A 16538-nucleotide genomic window follows, 5' to 3' on the forward strand; every position below is an offset into this window, starting at 1 on the left:
CTGCGCGCGGTCACGCGAACAGCGCGTCGAGATCGTCCAAGCGCACCCGCGGGCCCTGGGACGCCGGTGAGGCGCCGGGAGCGGTGACCCTGGTGTCCACGACGGCGAGGCACGCGAGCGCCTCACTCGTCAGGAACCGGCTCGGCTTGGCCAGGACGTGCCGGGCCGCGAATGCCGTGGGGTGCGTGGGCAGGGTGGCCGGCGCGTAGATGCTCAGCGTGTCGCGGGCTCGCGTGAGGCCGACGTAGAACAGGCGCCGCTCCTCTTCGAGCCCCGCCCTCGTGGTCAGCGCCATATCGGAGGGCATGGCGCCGTCGGTCGCTCTCAGCAGATGCACCGCGGACCATTCGAGCCCTTTCGCCGAGTGGATCGTCGACAGCGTCACCCAGTCCTCGTCGAGGTGCGGCGTGGAGGCCCAGTCGCCCGCCAGGGTCACGGGGTCGATGGCCTGGTCGCCCACGAACGCCCGGAGATCCCGCTGCCTGGCCGCGGCCTCGGCCACCGCGGCCACGTCGGCCGCGCGGCGCTGCCAATCGGGGTAGTGCTGGGCCAGCAGCGTCGTGGCCGCGTCGACGCACGCCTCCACCAGCTCGGGCACGGGGGATCCCGCGTCCACGACGCCGAGCAGGGAGAGGGTGGTCGCGAGCCCGACGCGCGCCGTGGCCGGCGCCGCGGCGATCGCCTCCGGGCCGCCGGCGATGCCCTGATCGGCGAGGACGCCGGCGAGGCGGCGCGCGCCCACCTTGCCGAGTCCGCGATGCCGGGTGAGCAGGCGGTACCAGGCGATCTCGTCGGCGGGGTTCAGCACCACGCGGAACGCGGCGAGCAGGTCCCGCACATGCGCGGTCTCCAGATAGCCGATCCCGCCGAACTTCGCGAAGGGGATGCCGCGGACTTTCAGTTCGACTTCGAGCAGTGCGCTGTGCGAGCCGGCGCGCATCAGCACCGCCTGCTCCCGCAGGGGCAGACCGTCCGCGTGGGCCGCGAGGATCCGCTCCGCCACGGTGCGCGCCTCGTCGTCGGCGTTCTCGCAGCGGACGAGCTCGGGCCGCGGCGCCGTGCCCGGACGATGCGCCACCAGGCGGATCGGGAAGTCCTGGGGGCGTGCGGCGTTCGCCAGGTCGAGGATGGGCTGGGTCGACCGGAAGTTCCGCTCGAGGCGGATGACCTGGGCCTGGGGGTGCCGGTCGAGAACGCCCTGGAGCTGCCCGGCCCCGGCGCCGCGGAAGCCGTAGATCGCCTGCGCGTCGTCGCCGACCACGGTCAGACCGCGCCCCTGGGGGCAGAGCTCCTGGACGATCTCTGCCTGCACGCGGTTGACGTCCTGGTACTCGTCGACCAGGACCCAGTCCCAGCGCGCGCGGAGCCGTGCACCGACGTCGGGATCGCGCAGCAGCGAGCGCCACGCGACGAGGAGGTCGTCGAGGTCGAGCAGGCCCCGGGCCCGCTTGCGCTGCGTGTACGCACGCAGCAGCGCCATGATCTCGTCGGCGTGATCGAGCGCCCATGGGAACTGCTCCTGGATGATCTCGCGCCCGGGTCGCTCCAGGCTGACGGCCCTGGATCCGATGTCGGCGATCGCCCTGCTCGTCGGCATGCGGCGGCCCGTGCCGTCGAGGCCGTGCTCGCTGCGCAGGAGGTCGACGAGGTCGACGATGTCGTCCGGAGCCAGGACCGTGACGTCGGCCAGTCCGAGATGATGCGCGTTCTCGGCGACGATGCGATGCGCGACCGCGTGGAAGGTCCCTCCGGCGATCCGCTGGGCGAGCGCGGTGTCGCCCACCATCGCGGCAGCGCGGGAGGTCATCGCCGCCGCGGCCCGGCGGGTGAAGGTCAGCAGCAGGATCCGCTCCGGCGCGGCGCCCGCATCGATGAGCCGGGCGACGCGGCTGGTCAGGACCCGGGTCTTGCCCGTGCCCGCGCCGGTCGCGACGACGAGCGGCTCTTCGCCGTGCTCGACCGCGCGGCGTTGCATCTCGTCCAGGTCGTCGACCAGCTCTGCAGTGCTCACGGTGATGACGGTATCCGTGGGCTCGGACATCCCCGGTTCGTCTTCGGCCGGTGTCTGCGCCACGCCCGGCGGACGCCGTGGTCGGAGTGCCGCCGCCGGATCGGGTATGCTCTTTACCTGTGCCTCAGGGCACGAAAACCCGCAAGGGCGATTGGCGCAGTTGGTAGCGCGCTTCCTTCACACGGAAGAGGTCGTCGGTTCGAGTCCGGCATCGCCCACCATCATCTCCTCCTCCCTCCGGAGCCTCTTGGGGTAACCTCTCCGTTGCAGGACAGCCGGTCTCGGCGTTCCTGCCGGTTCGGGAGGATGTCACATGCAGGGTGCCACCGGCGGCGATCGAGCAGTGCTCGACGGCGAGACCTACACGGTGACCCGGAGCATCTCCATCGCCGCGCCCGTCGAGAAGGTATGGCGCGCGATCACGGATCCGGAGCATCTCTCGCGCTGGTTCGGCCGCACCGTCCTGTGTGGCGCGGGGGTCGGCGCGGTGGGGACGATGACCTTCGAGGGGCACGGGGCCGTCCCGATCCGCGTGGAGGCCGTGGACGCGCCGCGCTCGGTGACCTACCGCTGGAACAACGACGACGCCCTCGGCATCCTGCCCCCGGACCTCGACGAGTCGAGCTCGACGGTCTTCACGTTCACCCTCGAAACTCAGAAGTCGGGCACGAGGCTCACCGTCGTGGAGTCCGGCTTCGAGCGCACCTCCGACCCGGAGGCGAACCTCGAGAGCCACCGACGCGGCTGGGATCTCGAGATCGACAAGCTCGTCGCCCTGCTGAGGGAGGGCGGACGATGACGGCCTCGCTGGTGCCGGTGTTCGCCGCGCTCGGCGACGAGACGCGGTGGAGGATCCTCGCCGCGCTGGGGGAGGGGGATGCCTCCGCCTCCGCTCTGGCCGCGCGCTTCCCGGTGTCCCGGCAGGCGATCGCCAAGCACCTGTCGGTGCTCGCTGACGTCGGCCTGGTCGAACCCGTGCGCGTCGGTCGCGAGGTGCGCTATCGCGTGGTCGGTTCCGAACTCAGCGCCGCAGCGCGCCGGCTCGACGCGATCGGCCGGGAGTGGGAGGGCCGACTCGCGGTGATCAAGGAGATCGCCGAACGGCTCTGATCCGGGTCCCCGCCTTAGTGCAACCTGAGGGTTGCGTTAGAATGTTCCCAGTGCAATCCTGAAGTTGCAGACGCAGACGAAGGAGAGCGCATCATGCTGCTGGAGAACAAGGTCGCGGTCATCCATGGCGGCGGCGGGTCGATCGGAGCGGCCGCCGCCCGGGTCTTCGCGCGGGAGGGGGCGCGGCTGTTCCTCGCGGGGCGCTCGCTGCCGCGGCTCGAGGCGGCGGCCTCCCGGGCGCGATCGGAAGGCGGCGAGGTGTCGGTCGCCGTCGTCGACGCCTCCGACCCGGTCGCCGTCGAGCGGCACGCGGACGAGATCGTCGAGAGCGCGGGGCGCATCGACGTCGCACTGAACGCGGTGGGGTTCGACCATGTGCAGGGGAGGGGCATCACGGAGACATCCCTCGACGACTTCCTGCATCCGGTCGTCGGCTATCTGCGGACGAACTTCCTCACGGCGAAGGCCGCGGCGCGCCACATGGTCGCGCAGCGCGCCGGTGTGATCCTGACGATCTCGACACCCGGCGCACGGCTCTCCGGACGCGGGCTGATCGGCAACGCCGCGCAGTCCGCCGGACTGGAGGGCTTCTCACGCGCCCTCGCCGGCGAGCTCGGGCCCGACGGCGTCCGGGTGGTCTGCGTGCGACCGCACGCGATCTCGGACGCGCTCACGACCTCGTACACCCGGGCGATGTTCGGACGGATCGCTGACGCGTCGGGCCTCGGCATGGACGAATGGATCCGGGGACTCACCGGGTCCACGGCACTGGGGCGCCTTCCGGTGCTCGACGAGGTGGCCGAGTATCTCGCCTTCGCCGCGTCCGACCGTGCGGGGTCGATGACCGGCGCGATCGCCAATCTCACCGCCGGGGCGCTCGTCGACTGACGGGCGCCCCGGGGAGAGGCGGCTCAGGCGTCGGTCTTGCGCTGCCACAGGCCGAACCGGCTGCCCGCCGGGTCGGTCAGATGAGCGAAGAGGATGACCCCGTTGTCCACCAGAGGCAGAACCGTCCCCGCGCCGTGGGAGAGCGCGGACGCGATGCTCGTCTCGATGTCGGCGACCTCGACGTAGAACACCGCCCAGGTGCCCGACCCGATGCCGCTCGTGTCCCAGAGCCCGCCGCCGGTGTCGTTCACCATGCTGTAGCCCGCGGGTCCCGCGGGGCCGAAGCTCCAGCCGAAAACCTCGCCGTAGAACGCACGCGCCGCCTCGGGATCGGGCGTGCCGATCTCGAAGTAGTTCACCGTGTTCATGGTCTCGTTCATCCCCATCGTCCTCTCGATCTGCGGCGCCGGTCGATCCCGGCGCCCGCAGATCAAGGCTGGAACCTGCCACAGTGGTAGAGTCAAGCCCGCCGTCCGACGGAGGCGCGTCGGGGCGGAGTCACGCGATCGGGATGTTGACCTCGGTCACCCACTGGTCCGGGTCGTCGGTCCGCCCGGGGCCGACGACGTACAGGTTGAACACGGGGCCGATCTGGGTGCGGCCGTGCTGCGCGACCCACTCGCCGAGCGCCTCCGTCGCCCGCCCGATCGACTCGAACCCGCCCCGGTGCGTCGTCCAGGCGACCCGGCGGGACGGGAGATCGACGATCTCGAAGCCGTGCCGCGGCGTGAACGGGCCGCGGTAGTCGCGCCAGATGGCCATCTCCACGTCGTCGTCGCGGTACTCGGCGTCGAAGTACGTCGCACCGATCAGGTCTCCGAACATGCTCGGATCCACCTCCGCGGGGGAGGCGAGCAGGTCGCGCAGGTCGGACCAGAGCTCGCCCTCCGCCGGGTAGCACGCCACCGTCCGATGCAGGGCGAGCACGCGGGCCGCGGAGAACGTCCGCTCGCCGACGACTGGCTCCACGCCGTCGATCCCGGCGATCAGGGAGCGGGTGAGACGCCGCTGAGCGGCCAGCTGCTCCACGGCCTCGTCGAGTCCGACGACATGCGCTTCCAGGCGTTCGTGAAGGGTCTCCGGCGACTCCTGGAACAGCGGCAGCAGCTCCGCGATCAGCGGGATCCCGCAGCCCGCATCGCGGAGCGATCGGATCCGCCCCGCCGTGCGCAGCTGTTCGGGCGCATATCGGCGGTACCCGGTGAACGGGTCGACTTCGGCGGGGGCGAGGAGTCCGCGCTCGTCGTAGTGGCGCAGCATCCGCACGCTGATCCGCGAGTACCGGGAGAAGTCTCCGATGCTCAGCAGGGCGCCGCCGATGCGTGCCGGCGAGGTCGGAACGGCGAGGGGACCGACGGGTCGTGCCCCTTCGTCACACTGCTCGTCACGGGTCATGCCCGGCATTCTGCCATTCGGTCCTCGCGTCGCCCAGCGGTGTCCGGGCCGTGCCCGTGGACACGCCCGAGAACGGGGCCCGGTTTGGCGAAGCGTGGATCCTCGGCTAATGTATTTCAAGTGCCCGGGACACCGGGGAAAACACAAAACGCGGATGTAGCGCAGTTGGTAGCGCACAACCTTGCCAAGGTTGGGGTCGCGAGTTCGAGTCTCGTCATCCGCTCCAGTGCAGGAGCCCCTTCGGGGGCTTCCGCATGTGGGTTCGAATCCACATGGTGGCGTGGCCGAGAGGCTAGGCACCGGCCTGCAAAGCCGTTTACACGGGTTCGAATCCCGTCGCCACCTCGCTCTTCTCAACTGAATAGCCTGAACAGGCGCGATTGGCGCAGCGGTAGCGCGCTTCCCTGACACGGAAGAGGTCACTGGTTCGATCCCAGTATCGCGCACAGGAGAAACCCCCGGCTTACCCGGGGGTTTCGTCGTTTCCGGGTGAGGGCGTTCCTCGTCACGAAGCGCCTCGCGTCCTAGCCTGGAGCGATGCACAAGACGCTTGCCGCCACCGCCGCCGCTCTGGCGGCCGCCGGTGCTGCCTTCCTGTTCTGGGGAGAGGTCGTGTCGGCGCGTGCGAGCAGGCGCGGACTGGCGGCGGGCCGCCCCGGGGCGCGGCGCACGGTGCTCGTCCTCGGCTACGGCAATCGCGGTGCCCGCGCCAACGCGGTGAACCGCTTCCGCGTCCGCGCAGGGCTCCGCACCCTGCGCACCCCGGACGATGTGCTGGTCTTCTCCGGGGGTGCGGTGCGCGGGGCGGAGCCGGAGGCGCGGATCCTCGCCCGGTACGCCGCGCAGCGCGGCTTCTCCGGGACCACCCTCGTCGAGACCGCGAGCCGGACCACCGAGGAGAACATCGCCTACTCCCTCCCGCTCCTCGAAGACGCCGTGGAGCTCGCGATCGTGTCGAACGCCCTGCACGCCGAGCGCGCCCGGGGGCTGCTGCGGGCCGCCCGCCCGGATCTCGCCGCCCGGCTCATCCGCGCCGACGACTACCGCTTCGGAGAGATCACCGTGATCAAGGCGATCGCGGCAGCCCTGACCCTCCGGAAGGGGCACCGAGATCGCCGGGATCCGGCGCCGCGCTAGGTTGGACGCTGCACGATTCCGCGGCGAGGCTGCGGGGTCCCGAGGGGAAACGGGGAGCAGCATGACGAACGCGGTCGAACGGTATCGACACGGACTGCGGCCGATGCGCGGGCGTCCCCGGCATGAGCCGCACCGCGCGGCGACGCCGCTCGAGGCGCTCTACGATCTCGTGTTCGCCGCGGCGTTCGGGGTGGCCGGGGCGCAGTTCGCGGCCGGCGTCGCCGCCGGCCACGGGGGAGCGGCGGTTGGCGCGTTCGCCTTCGCGACCGCCGCCGTCATCTGGGCGTGGATCAACTTCGCCTGGTTCGCCTCCGCCTTCGACACCGACGACTGGCTGTTCCGCGTCTTCACGATGGTGCAGATGTCCGGCGTGATCGTGCTCGCGATCGGGTTGCCGCGGATGTTCGAGTCCCTCGAGCTCGACGGTGTGTTCGACAACCGCATCATGGTGGCGGGCTACATCGTCATGCGGGTCGGACTCCTGGCGCAGTGGCTGCGTGCAGCGCGAGACCCCGCCTATCGCCGGCACGCGCTCACCTACGTCGTGTTCATCGCGATCGCTCAGCTCGGCTGGGTCGTGGTGGCCTGGGCGCCGCTGCCGTTCGGAGCCGCGATCCTCGCGGCCGCGCTGTGCTGGCTGGTCGAGCTCGGCGGCCCGGTCGTCGCGGAGCGCAAGGGCGAAGGCGAGGGACGGGGCACGCCCTGGCACGCGCACCACATCGCCGAGCGCTATTCCCTGCTGACGATCATCGCCCTGGGCGAGACGGTCATCGGAACCCTCGCCGCAGCCCAGGAGATCTCGGAGACCCAGGGCTGGACCGGTGACGCCGTGGTGGTGATCGGTGCGGGCGTCGCGATGACCTTCGCCCTGTGGTGGTCGTACACGATGATGCCGTCCGGTGCGATCCTCGCCGTCCATCGTCGACGCTCGTTCGTCTGGGGATACGGCCACGCGTTCATCTTCGCGAGCGTCGCCGCAGTCGGGGCCGGCCTGCACGCCATCGGTTACGCCTTCCGCCATGAGCACCCGCTCGCGACACCCGTGGTCATCCTCATGATCGCGATCCCCGTGATCGTCTTCATGGTCTCGATCTCGCTGCTGCATTCGTATCTCGTGCACTCGCTGATGAAGGGCCTGCCGTTGCACGCCCTCGCCATGGTGCTGCCGGTGCTCGGCATCGTGCTCGCGTTCGCCGGCCTGCCGCTGTGGGCCTGCCTGCTCGTCGTGCTGGCGGGCCCCGTGCTCGTCGTCGTCGCATACGAGGCCGGCGGATGGCGGCTCGCGCAGCGGCACCTGGACCAGGCTCTGGCGGTCGCGGCGTAGGATTCTCCTATGGACTTCGCCCGGCTGACGCACGCGACCCCGATCGCGCTCAGCGGCACGCGAACTCTCAGGGCCTGAGCGGGCAGGGCGCCGACGCGCCCGAAGCTGAGCCGAGACCATCGCCAAACTGGAGAACTTCCTTTGTCTGAGAACCCTGTGTCCGCCCCCGCATCGCCGTCCTACCCCTGCGACGGCTTCGCGCTCTACGGCGCGAACGGCCCGTACAGCGATCGTTCCGTGATCGCCATGCTCGTCAACGGGCAGCAGAAGGACCTCGCCGCCCTCGTCAACGAGGACGACGACGTCCAGCCCATCACGATCGACAGCCCCGAGGGCCTCGCGATCCTGCGCCACTCCACCGCCCACGTGCTCGCCCAGGCCGTGCAGCGCATCAAGCCTCAGGCCAACCTCGGCATCGGCCCGCCCATCACCGACGGCTTCTACTACGACTTCGGCGTGGACACCCCGTTCACGCCGGAGGACGTCAAGGCGATCTCCAAGGAGATGCAGCGGATCCAGCGCGAGGGCCAGCGCTTCGTGCGCCGGGTCGTGAGCGACGACGAGGCGCGTGCCGAGCTCGCCGACGAGCCGTTCAAGCTCGAGCTCATCGGGCTCAAGGGTCCCGGCGCCGACAAGACCGAGGGCGCCTCGGTCGAGGTCGGCGAGGGCGAGCTCACCATCTACGACAACGTGGCCAAGGACGGCGAGGTCGTCTGGAAGGATCTCTGCCGCGGTCCGCACCTGCCGAACACCCGCATGATCGGCAACGGATGGGACCTCACGCGGATCGCCGCTGCCTATTGGCGCGGATCCGAGAAGAACCCGCAGCTGCAGCGCATCTACGGCACGGCCTGGCCGACCAAGGACGAGCTGCGTGCCTACCAGCAGCGCCTGGAGGAGGCGGCCAAGCGCGACCACCGCCGCCTGGGCAAGGAGCTCGACCTGTTCTCGTTCCCGGACGAGATCGGATCCGGTCTGTCCGTCTGGCATCCGCGGGGCGGCATCATCCGCGGCGAGATGGAGCAGCATGCGCGCCGTCGGCACATCGCCGACGGCTACACCTACGTGTACACGCCGCACATCTCGAAGGAAGACCTCTTCCTCACGTCCAACCACCTCGTCACCTACCGCGACGGCATGTTCCCGCCGATCCGGATGGACGAGGAGCGCGACGAGGACGGGCACGTCACGAAGCAGGGCCAGGACTATTACCTGAAGCCCATGAACTGCCCGATGCACATCCTCATCTACAAGGAGCGGGCACGCAGCTACCGCGACCTGCCGCTGCGGTTCGCCGAGAACGGCACCGTCTACCGCAACGAGCTCTCCGGAGCCCTGCACGGCCTCACGCGCGTGCGCGGCTTCACCCAGGACGACTCGCACCTGTTCGTGACGCCGGACCAGCTCGAGGCCGAGGTCACCAAGGTCCTCGAGTTCATCCTGTCGATGCTGCGCGACTTCGGTCTCAGCGACTTCGAGCTCGAGCTCTCGATGCGCGACGACGAGAAGGACAAGTGGATCGGGTCCGACGAGTTCTGGGAGTACTCCACGAACGCGCTGCGCAACGTGGCCCTGGCCTCCGGTCTGAAGCTCACCGAGGTCCCCGGTGAGGCGGCCTTCTACGGTCCGAAGATCGACCTCAAGACGACCGACGCGATCGGCCGGGTGTGGCAGCTGTCCACGGTGCAGGTCGACCCGAACCTGCCGGAGCGCTTCGGACTCGAGTTCACCGACAAGGACGGGCAGAAGAAGCGCCCGATCATGATCCACCGGGCCCTCTTCGGTTCGATCGAGCGGTTCTTCGCGATCCTGCTCGAGCACTACGCGGGCGACTTCCCGCTGTGGCTCTCGCCGGTGCAGGTCGTCGGGATCCCCGTCGCCGACACGTTCGCCGACTATCTCGACGACGCCGTCTCCGCTCTGCGCGCGGCGGGTGTGCGCGCCGAGGTCGACCACTCGGACGAGCGCATGCAGAAGAAGATCCGCAACCACACCACGGGCAAGGTCCCGCTCATCCTCATCGCAGGGGAGCAGGATCGGGCCGCGGGCACGGTCTCGTTCCGGTTCCGCGACGGCACCCAGGAGAACGGCGTTCCGCTCGCGGAGGCCGTCGACCGCGTGCGTCGGGCGATCGAGAGTCACGCGCTGATCCAGACCGCCGGCGACCTGGCATGAGCGACGTCGGGGACGCGGGCGCGGGCGCGCAGTTGGAAGACGCCGCGCACCTCGCCGGCGTCCCCGACGAGTTCCAGCGCCTGTGGGTGCCGCATCGGATGGCGTACATCCAGGCGGGCCCGGAGCCGCTGCGCGAGGAGTGCCCGTTCTGCGAGGCGCCGAAGCATCCGGACGAGGAGCGGCTCATCGTCGCGCGGGGACGCACCGCGTACGTACTGCTGAACCTGTTCCCGTACAACTCGGGCCATCTGCTCGTGTGCCCGTACCGGCACATCGCGACCTACGACGAGGCGACGGCCGAGGAAGTCGCGGAGATCGGCGAGCTCACCCAGATCGCGATGCGCGTGCTCAAGGCGACCTCGCGCTGCGACGGCTTCAACCTCGGCATGAACCAGGGGGCCATCGCAGGCGCCGGCGTGGACGCGCACCTGCACCAGCACGTGGTGCCGCGGTGGAACAGCGACGCCAACTTCTTCCCGATCATCGCGAAGACCAAGGCCCTGCCGCAGCTGCTGGGCGACGTGCGCAACACGGTCGCGGACGCCTGGCCCGCCTGAGCCTGGGACGGCGCTCGGCGCGCCGGACCGTGCCTCGCCCGAGATCAGGTGGATCGCCCGAGATCAGGCGCCTTCATCCGGATCCACCTCGTCTCGGGCGATCCACCCGATCTCCGCGCGCGGGGTCGCATCCGCGTCGCGTGACCGGCCCAGATCGGCTCAGCGCACCTGGCGTGCCGCGAACTGCAGCGGCGGGTTCGCGTAGAACTCCTGCGCGGGGATGAGCTGCAGCTCACGCTCGCCCGACTCCAGCGTGAGCCTGAGCAGCTCGTACACGCTCGACACGGTCCGTTCGAGGGCCGTCTTCGCGTCCTTCGTCTCGACGTAGTGCGCGGTGAAGAGCGCCGCGGTGACGTCGCCGGATCCGTTCGCCTTCATCGGCAGGTGCGGCGTGGCGACGAGCCAGGCGCCCTTGTCGTCGACGGCCAGCATCTCGATCGTGCCCTCTTCGCGGTCGGGGCGCTCGACGCTCGTCACCAGCACGGTGTTCGGGCCCATCGCACGCGCCGCGTCGACGGAGGAGAGCGTCGATTCGAGCGTGTCCGGCTCGGTGCCCGTGAGGAAGCCCAGCTCGAACTGGTTGGGGGTGATGATGTCGGCGACGGGCACGACCTTGTCGCGCAGCAGCACGGGGATCGCGGGAGCGACGAAGCAGCCCGACTTGGCGTTGCCCATGACGGGGTCGCACGCGTACACCGCGTTCGGGTTGGCGGCCTTGACCCTGGCGACGGCGTCGACGATCACGTCGCCGATGCCCTCGCCGCCCTGATAGCCGCTCAGCACCGCGTCGATCTCGCCGAGCACGCCGCGCTCCTCGATCCCGGTGATGACCTCGCGGACGTCGTCCGGGGCGATCATCGGTCCGCGCCAGGCGCCGTAGCCGGTGTGGTTGGAGAAGTTCACCGTGTAGACGGGGAGGACCTCGACGCCGATGCGCTGCAGCGGGAACACCGCGGCGGAGTTGCCGACATGGCCGTAAGCGACGGCGGACTGGATGGAGAGCACCTTCAGCATCCCTCGATCCTCTCACTTGAGGCGGGGATCCCGCGCCACTGTCTGCGCGGTGTCGGGACGCGTGGCAGACAGCGTATGATCTGTCCTATGACAGAACTTGCACCCGAATCGACCACCGGAACCGGCCGCGTCAAGCGCGGCCTCGCCGAGATGCTCAAGGGCGGCGTCATCATGGACGTCGTCACTCCCGAGCAGGCGAAGATCGCGGAGGATGCGGGTGCCGTCGCCGTCATGGCCCTCGAGCGGGTGCCCGCCGACATCCGCGCCCAGGGCGGCGTGTCGCGCATGAGCGACCCCGACATGATCGACGGGATCATCTCGGCCGTGTCGATCCCGGTGATGGCGAAGGCGCGCATCGGTCACTTCGTCGAGGCGCAGGTGCTGCAGGAGCTCGGCGTCGACTACATCGACGAGTCCGAGGTGCTCTCGCCGGCCGACTACGTGAACCACATCGACAAGTGGGGCTTCACCGTGCCCTTCGTCTGCGGCGCGACCAACCTGGGCGAGGCGCTGCGCCGCATCACCGAGGGCGCGGCGATGATCCGCTCCAAGGGCGAGGCGGGCACCGGTGACGTCTCCGAAGCCATGAAGCACATCCGCACGATCCGCGGCGAGATCGCGCGCCTGACCACCCTGTCCAAAGACGAGCTGTACGTCGCGGCCAAGGAGCTGCAGGCGCCCTACGAGCTGGTCGCAGAGGTCGCCGAGAAGGGCGCGCTGCCCGTGGTCATGTTCGTGGCCGGGGGAGTGGCGACTCCCGCCGACGCGGCGATGATGATGCAGCTCGGCGCCGACGGCGTGTTCGTCGGGTCCGGCATCTTCAAGTCGGGCGACCCGGCGGCCCGCGCCGCGGCGATCGTGAAGGCGACCGCGGCCTACGACGACCCCGCGGTGATCGCGCAGGTCTCCCGGGGCCTCGGCGAGGCCATGGTCGGCATCAACGTGGCGGACCTTCCCGCTCCGCACCGTCTCGCGGAGCGCGGCTGGTAATCCCGGGTCAGATCAGGACCGGTGCCCCACGGATGCGTCCGTGGGGCACCGGTCTTCTGCCGTCGTGGCGCGGCGTCGGCGACCTGCACAGCGGGGTGTCAGGGCGGCAGAGCCGGCGGGTCGTCGGTGTCCATCACTTCGAGTCCGTTCTTGAAGCGGCCGAGATCGTGCTGTGCGATGCCCCTGTCCACGCCGAGTCCGGCGCTGATGCGCTCCAGGAGAGACTTGGGCGTCCAGACCACACGCAGCGTCACACGCGTTCGGTCGGAGCTGAGGGGTGCGAACACGACGGTGCCGTTGTGTTCCCTTCCCGCCGTGCTCTCCCAGCTGATGCATTCGTCAGGGACGTCCTCGACAGTTCGGGCGTAGAACGAGCGCCGGAGACCCCCGACTCGTGCGTCCCAGTGCGTCATGTCGTCGCTGAGGCGCTCGACGCGCTCGACGCTGGGTAGGAGTTCGGGCAGATCATCGAGATCGGTCCATCGGCGGTAGACCTCGCCGACGGGGCGGCCGATCTCGACGACCGCGACCACGGTACTGGCCTTCACGCTCATGTGGCGACGGTGAGCCGGGATGGACTGGCTTCTTCAGTCCGGCGGTTCACTTGTCGGACGTGCCGGACTGGCGCCGCCGGAGTCGGTCTCGTCGCCTGTGCCCTCCACGCCCGTTTTGCCGTCGACCCGTCCGCCGTCCTCATCCGGGGCCGGTGCGCCTGCGTCGTGGGAGTCTTCGTCGCGCTTGGCGTACGGATCGTCGGATCCCTCCGCCGCGCGATCCCCTGCGTGTTCCGCGTGAGGGTGCTGTCGCGCGCTGTCGTCGGGTGTGCTCTCTCGCCGAATGCGCTGTTCCGCTGTGTCCTCGTCCGTGTCCTCCGCCGCTCGTTCGCGGTCGGCGTCCTCGTCGGGGAGTCGAGGACTCTCGGGACGCGCGTGATGCACGTTCGGTGGCAGCAGTCCTTCGTCATTGATCTCGCTCATCTCAACCTCCTGCCGGGATCTCTCTGATGACCCCAGACTCCGTGATCCCCGGGGGAATGGCGAGGGCCTTGACAACCGCCGTCGCCAGTCGTCAGGTGTTGCCGGGCGCAACGCAGATCAAAAGATCAAAAGAGCGTTCGGAGTGAGCTCCGCCTACCGGCATCTGTGTCACGAGATGGCCGGCATCGGGCGCTTGCCCGCGTTTGTCAATCCCGTGCTCGCCCCGAGAGAAGACTCGTAGAGATGCTGACCGATCGTGACATCGTCGTCCGTTGCCTTGCGCGCGGCGGCGATCCGAACATCGTGACTGCCGGCGAGCTTGCGGAGGGCACGCCGGCATACGTGGATGCGAACGCTGACATCGCGGATGTGCTGCGGCTCATGCAGGATCGACAGATCCGACGTGTGCCGGTGATCCAGGATCACGACCTTGTCGGCATCATCAGCCAGGGCGATATCTCGTTGAGCGTCGCTCCGTCCGCTACGGGAGAGACGGTGGCGCGGATCTCGCAATGATCGGCTGCGCCGATGGCCCGGGTGGCGGAGTTCGCGATCGCCTGGATCCTCGCCGGATCGAGCTCAAACCGGCGGACCGACTCCTGAAGGTGTCCGAAGCCTGGGACCGGGTAGAAGTATCTGCGACCGTGCCCTAGCCCTCCCCGCGATCAGCCCGGATAATGCTGGGCAGGCTTCTGAGATGCAGGGTCGGGTCCGTGCTGGGCGTAATGTCTTCGGCGGAAGAGACGGGGAGCATTGGGTCTGGAGTTCGAGCATCGAGCGTCGGCTTCGCCGTGGGTGGAGCGGGTGTGGCGCAGTCGCAGTACCGACGGAACCGCGTCTATGTCCTCTGTGGCCCGGGCCGAGTGGGATCTCGTCGTGTGGGAGGACCCCGACGGTGTCCACGCAGGTTTGCAGGGGCCGGAATCGCGGGCGACCAAGGCAGCGGTCCCGGTTGGTGCCGACTTCGTCGGCATCAGGGTGGTTCGGGGCGCGATCCTTCCGGCACTTCCCGGCGTGGCGATGGTGGATCGGTTCATCCCGCTTCGGGTGGCGGACGGCCGGCTCGGGCTCTTCGGCGAGCGGCTCGACCTGCCTGGTTTCGATGATGCGGAGCGTTTCGTGGAAACCCTCGTGCGCGGAGGACTGCTGGTCCGAGCTGATCTCGAATCGGGCGCCATGCTCAGCGAGCGAACGCGGCAGCGGCGATATCTCTCGGCAGTCGGTCTTCCACTCCGCACCGTTCGGCAGATCGAGCGAGCGGCCGACGCTGCCGTCCTTCTGCGGGCCGGTGGACACGTCGCAGAAGTTGCACACGAGGCGGGCTACTTCGACCAGCCGCATCTCGCGCGCTCCCTCCGCCGCTTCATCGGTCCGTCGGCGACCGGGCTGACCGATTCCGGCGACGGTGGCACGCTGTCGTTGTTGTACAAGACAGGTCGGGAGGAGACCCGATAGCGTCCGAGAGCGACCGAGCGACGGTCGCGTGAAAGGAAGCATCGTGAACAAGAACCGTGCAGAGAAGATCGGACGTCGTGTCGTCGTCTACGAGCTGATGTCTCTGGACGGCTTCGCGGACGAGCCTGGCGAAGGGAAGTGGCTACGTGACACGGGCTCCGGGCTCGGTGAGTTCCTGGCCGAGACGATCGCGACGCAGGACACGGTGCTGCTCGGTCGGCGCACCTACGAGAAGTGGGCGCCGTACTGGCCGACGGCGGACGTGCAGCCGTTCGCGGACTTCATCAACACGACGACGAAGTATGTCTTCACGAGTTCTCCGATCGCAGGGGAGTGGCGCGAGTCGACGGCCGTCGCGGATCCGGCGGCCGCGTTCGTTGCAGACCTCAAACAGCGGTCGGGAGGCGATATCGGCATCCACGGCAGCCTCTCCGTTGCTCGGGCTCTGCTCGCTGCGCACCTCGTGGACGATATTCGGCTCGTCATCGCACCGACCATTGCCGGTAACGGCACGAGGTTGTTCAGCGATGACGGTGATCTGCAGCGGTTCGAGCTTGTGAGCGATCAGAGGTCGGGAGGATGCATGATGCTCCACTATCGACGCAGCGGCCGCATCTGACGCCCCGCGCGCTGCGATGCTGGCGAGCGGGGGCTAGCCGGCCTCGGGCTGGGATGCGTTCAGTGCGCGCTGCAGGCGGCCATGACGCGCGAAGATGAGTGGTCCCTGGAACGGCAAACCGACGACCCTGCGCGTGCTGGCGTCCTTCCACGAGACGGTGAGTCGACTTGATCGTCGCAACAGGTTCCTAGAGCAGAAGGCCGAGCCGGGTGCGGCCAGCGTTGAGGGGCGTGATCATGACGACGCCGCTGTGCTGTTTTCCCGCATCGCCGGTCCAGCTGATCTGGTGGTCCTCTATCTGCTCGACAGTCGTTGCGTAGAACGAGCGCTACAACCCGGCGACACGGGTGTCCCAGTGGGTCATGTCCTCGTCGATACGTTCGACGCGTTCGACGCGGGGAAGCAGATCAGGCAGATCATCGAGATCATTCCAGCGAGAGTGGACCTCCTCAACCGGCCGGGCGATCTCGTCCACCGCGTTCATGGTGCTGATCATGATGCCCCTCATGCCGCGCCGGTAGGCGTAGGTCGATCATGCTGCGCGAGGGTTCCGATCGACACCAGGAGAACGTACTATCGCGCAGCCGCAGCCGCAGCCGCAGCCGCAGCCGCAGCCGCAGCCGCAGCCGCTCCCCAACCCGTCTCGTTGAGGTGCACAGTACTGCCTCAGGCCCAACATCGGGGTGTCTGGTCGTTGACGATGGTCCCGCTGTTCAGCCGGGTCTCAACGCTGGCAGCACAAGAACACCCATGCAGGGCGACGCTCGGATCTGGTTCGACGTCGACGGCCGCCGAGGATGCGGATGGAGGATGCGGCTTTCCCGCGGGGGAGCGCCTGGTCCTGTGCCATCCGCAAGGCGTCCCCGTCAAGCCCCTCGGCGCGGTT

General features: G+C 69.2%; 18 protein-coding genes and 4 tRNA genes. 15 read left to right on the top strand and 7 right to left on the bottom strand.

Annotated features, from left to right (window positions below; translation table 11 throughout):
• Positions 1–10 precede the first annotated feature (10 nt).
• Positions 11–2011: an ATP-dependent helicase gene (locus tag WFJ17_RS07760; protein WP_251439615.1), complete on the bottom strand. Its 2001-nt coding sequence runs from the start codon at positions 2009–2011 to the stop codon at positions 11–13.
• A gap of 145 nt (positions 2012–2156) precedes the next feature.
• Here WFJ17_RS07760 and WFJ17_RS07765 point away from each other — a divergent pair.
• The 4 genes from WFJ17_RS07765 (at position 2157) to WFJ17_RS07780 (ending at position 4009) form a co-directional block, all read left to right on the top strand.
• Positions 2157–2232: transfer RNA gene (locus WFJ17_RS07765), tRNA-Val, on the top strand.
• Between the two features lie 92 nt (positions 2233–2324).
• Positions 2325–2810, top strand: a complete 486-nt coding sequence (locus WFJ17_RS07770) for an SRPBCC domain-containing protein (protein ID WP_336648099.1) — start codon at positions 2325–2327, stop codon at positions 2808–2810.
• Complete coding sequence (locus WFJ17_RS07775; RefSeq protein ID WP_251439620.1) at positions 2807–3121, top strand: ArsR/SmtB family transcription factor; 315 nt, start codon at positions 2807–2809, stop codon at positions 3119–3121. Before WFJ17_RS07770 ends, WFJ17_RS07775 begins: the two co-directional genes overlap by 4 nt.
• A 93-nt stretch (positions 3122–3214) precedes the next feature.
• Positions 3215–4009 (top strand): SDR family NAD(P)-dependent oxidoreductase, encoded by a 795-nt coding sequence (locus tag WFJ17_RS07780; RefSeq protein WP_336648100.1) that lies wholly within the window; start codon positions 3215–3217, stop codon positions 4007–4009.
• Positions 4010–4032: 23 nt separating this feature from the next.
• On the opposite strand, the gene WFJ17_RS07785 is transcribed toward WFJ17_RS07780, so the two are convergent.
• On the bottom strand, positions 4033–4389 hold the full coding sequence (locus WFJ17_RS07785) for a VOC family protein (RefSeq protein WP_336648101.1): 357 nt from the start codon (positions 4387–4389) through the stop codon (positions 4033–4035).
• 118 nt (positions 4390–4507) lie between these two features.
• Positions 4508–5404, bottom strand: a complete 897-nt coding sequence (locus WFJ17_RS07790) for a MerR family transcriptional regulator (RefSeq protein ID WP_251439632.1) — start codon at positions 5402–5404, stop codon at positions 4508–4510.
• A gap of 150 nt (positions 5405–5554) precedes the next feature.
• Here WFJ17_RS07790 and WFJ17_RS07795 point away from each other — a divergent pair.
• The 7 genes from WFJ17_RS07795 (at position 5555) to WFJ17_RS07825 (ending at position 10597) form a co-directional block, all read left to right on the top strand.
• Positions 5555–5630: transfer RNA gene (locus tag WFJ17_RS07795), tRNA-Gly, on the top strand.
• A 48-nt stretch (positions 5631–5678) separates the two neighbouring features.
• Positions 5679–5749, top strand: a tRNA-Cys gene (locus tag WFJ17_RS07800).
• A gap of 29 nt (positions 5750–5778) precedes the next feature.
• A tRNA-Val gene (locus WFJ17_RS07805) sits at positions 5779–5850 on the top strand.
• 91 nt (positions 5851–5941) lie between these two features.
• A complete protein-coding gene (locus WFJ17_RS07810) occupies positions 5942–6541 on the top strand; it encodes a YdcF family protein (RefSeq protein ID WP_251439634.1) in 600 nt (199 codons plus the stop codon).
• Between the two features lie 61 nt (positions 6542–6602).
• A complete protein-coding gene (locus tag WFJ17_RS07815; protein ID WP_251439636.1) occupies positions 6603–7865 on the top strand; it encodes a low temperature requirement protein A in 1263 nt (420 codons plus the stop codon).
• Positions 7866–8111: 246 nt separating this feature from the next.
• On the top strand, positions 8112–10040 hold the full coding sequence (thrS, locus tag WFJ17_RS07820; protein ID WP_336648189.1) for a threonine--tRNA ligase: 1929 nt from the start codon (positions 8112–8114) through the stop codon (positions 10038–10040).
• Positions 10037–10597 carry an HIT family protein gene (locus WFJ17_RS07825; protein ID WP_251439638.1) on the top strand — a complete coding sequence of 187 codons (561 nt, stop codon included), beginning with the start codon at positions 10037–10039 and terminating at the stop codon, positions 10595–10597. Before thrS ends, WFJ17_RS07825 begins: the two co-directional genes overlap by 4 nt.
• 159 nt (positions 10598–10756) lie before the next feature.
• On the opposite strand, the gene pdxY is transcribed toward WFJ17_RS07825, so the two are convergent.
• Positions 10757–11608 carry a pyridoxal kinase PdxY gene (gene pdxY / locus WFJ17_RS07830; protein WP_336648190.1) on the bottom strand — a complete coding sequence of 284 codons (852 nt, stop codon included), beginning with the start codon at positions 11606–11608 and terminating at the stop codon, positions 10757–10759.
• Between the two features lie 90 nt (positions 11609–11698).
• Here pdxY and pdxS point away from each other — a divergent pair, with 90 nt between their 5' ends.
• Positions 11699–12601: a pyridoxal 5'-phosphate synthase lyase subunit PdxS gene (gene pdxS, locus WFJ17_RS07835; protein WP_292887267.1), complete on the top strand. Its 903-nt coding sequence runs from the start codon at positions 11699–11701 to the stop codon at positions 12599–12601.
• Between the two features lie 98 nt (positions 12602–12699).
• Here pdxS and WFJ17_RS07840 read toward each other — a convergent pair whose 3' ends face one another.
• Both WFJ17_RS07840 and WFJ17_RS07845 read right to left on the bottom strand, forming a co-directional pair.
• On the bottom strand, positions 12700–13155 hold the full coding sequence (locus tag WFJ17_RS07840) for an SRPBCC family protein (RefSeq protein ID WP_336648102.1): 456 nt from the start codon (positions 13153–13155) through the stop codon (positions 12700–12702).
• A 33-nt stretch (positions 13156–13188) separates the two neighbouring features.
• Positions 13189–13578, bottom strand: a complete 390-nt coding sequence (locus WFJ17_RS07845) for a hypothetical protein (RefSeq protein WP_336648103.1) — start codon at positions 13576–13578, stop codon at positions 13189–13191.
• A gap of 243 nt (positions 13579–13821) precedes the next feature.
• On the opposite strand from WFJ17_RS07845, the gene WFJ17_RS07850 reads away from it, so the two are divergent.
• The 3 genes from WFJ17_RS07850 to WFJ17_RS07860 all read left to right on the top strand — a co-directional run bounded on the left by WFJ17_RS07850 (position 13822) and on the right by WFJ17_RS07860 (position 15652).
• Complete coding sequence (locus tag WFJ17_RS07850) at positions 13822–14094, top strand: CBS domain-containing protein (RefSeq protein ID WP_251439643.1); 273 nt, start codon at positions 13822–13824, stop codon at positions 14092–14094.
• Positions 14095–14418: 324 nt separating this feature from the next.
• Entirely contained in the window at positions 14419–15033 is a 615-nt protein-coding gene (locus WFJ17_RS07855; RefSeq protein WP_336648104.1) for a helix-turn-helix transcriptional regulator, read from the top strand.
• A 43-nt stretch (positions 15034–15076) separates the two neighbouring features.
• Entirely contained in the window at positions 15077–15652 is a 576-nt protein-coding gene (locus WFJ17_RS07860) for a dihydrofolate reductase family protein (protein ID WP_336648105.1), read from the top strand.
• A 328-nt stretch (positions 15653–15980) separates the two neighbouring features.
• On the opposite strand, the gene WFJ17_RS07865 is transcribed toward WFJ17_RS07860, so the two are convergent.
• Complete coding sequence (locus WFJ17_RS07865; protein WP_336648106.1) at positions 15981–16148, bottom strand: SRPBCC family protein; 168 nt, start codon at positions 16146–16148, stop codon at positions 15981–15983.
• Positions 16149–16538 lie beyond the last annotated feature (390 nt).

Origin of the sequence: Microbacterium sp. MMO-10, assembly GCF_037148715.1 — a bacterium.
Lineage (GTDB): Bacteria > Actinomycetota > Actinomycetes > Actinomycetales > Microbacteriaceae > Microbacterium.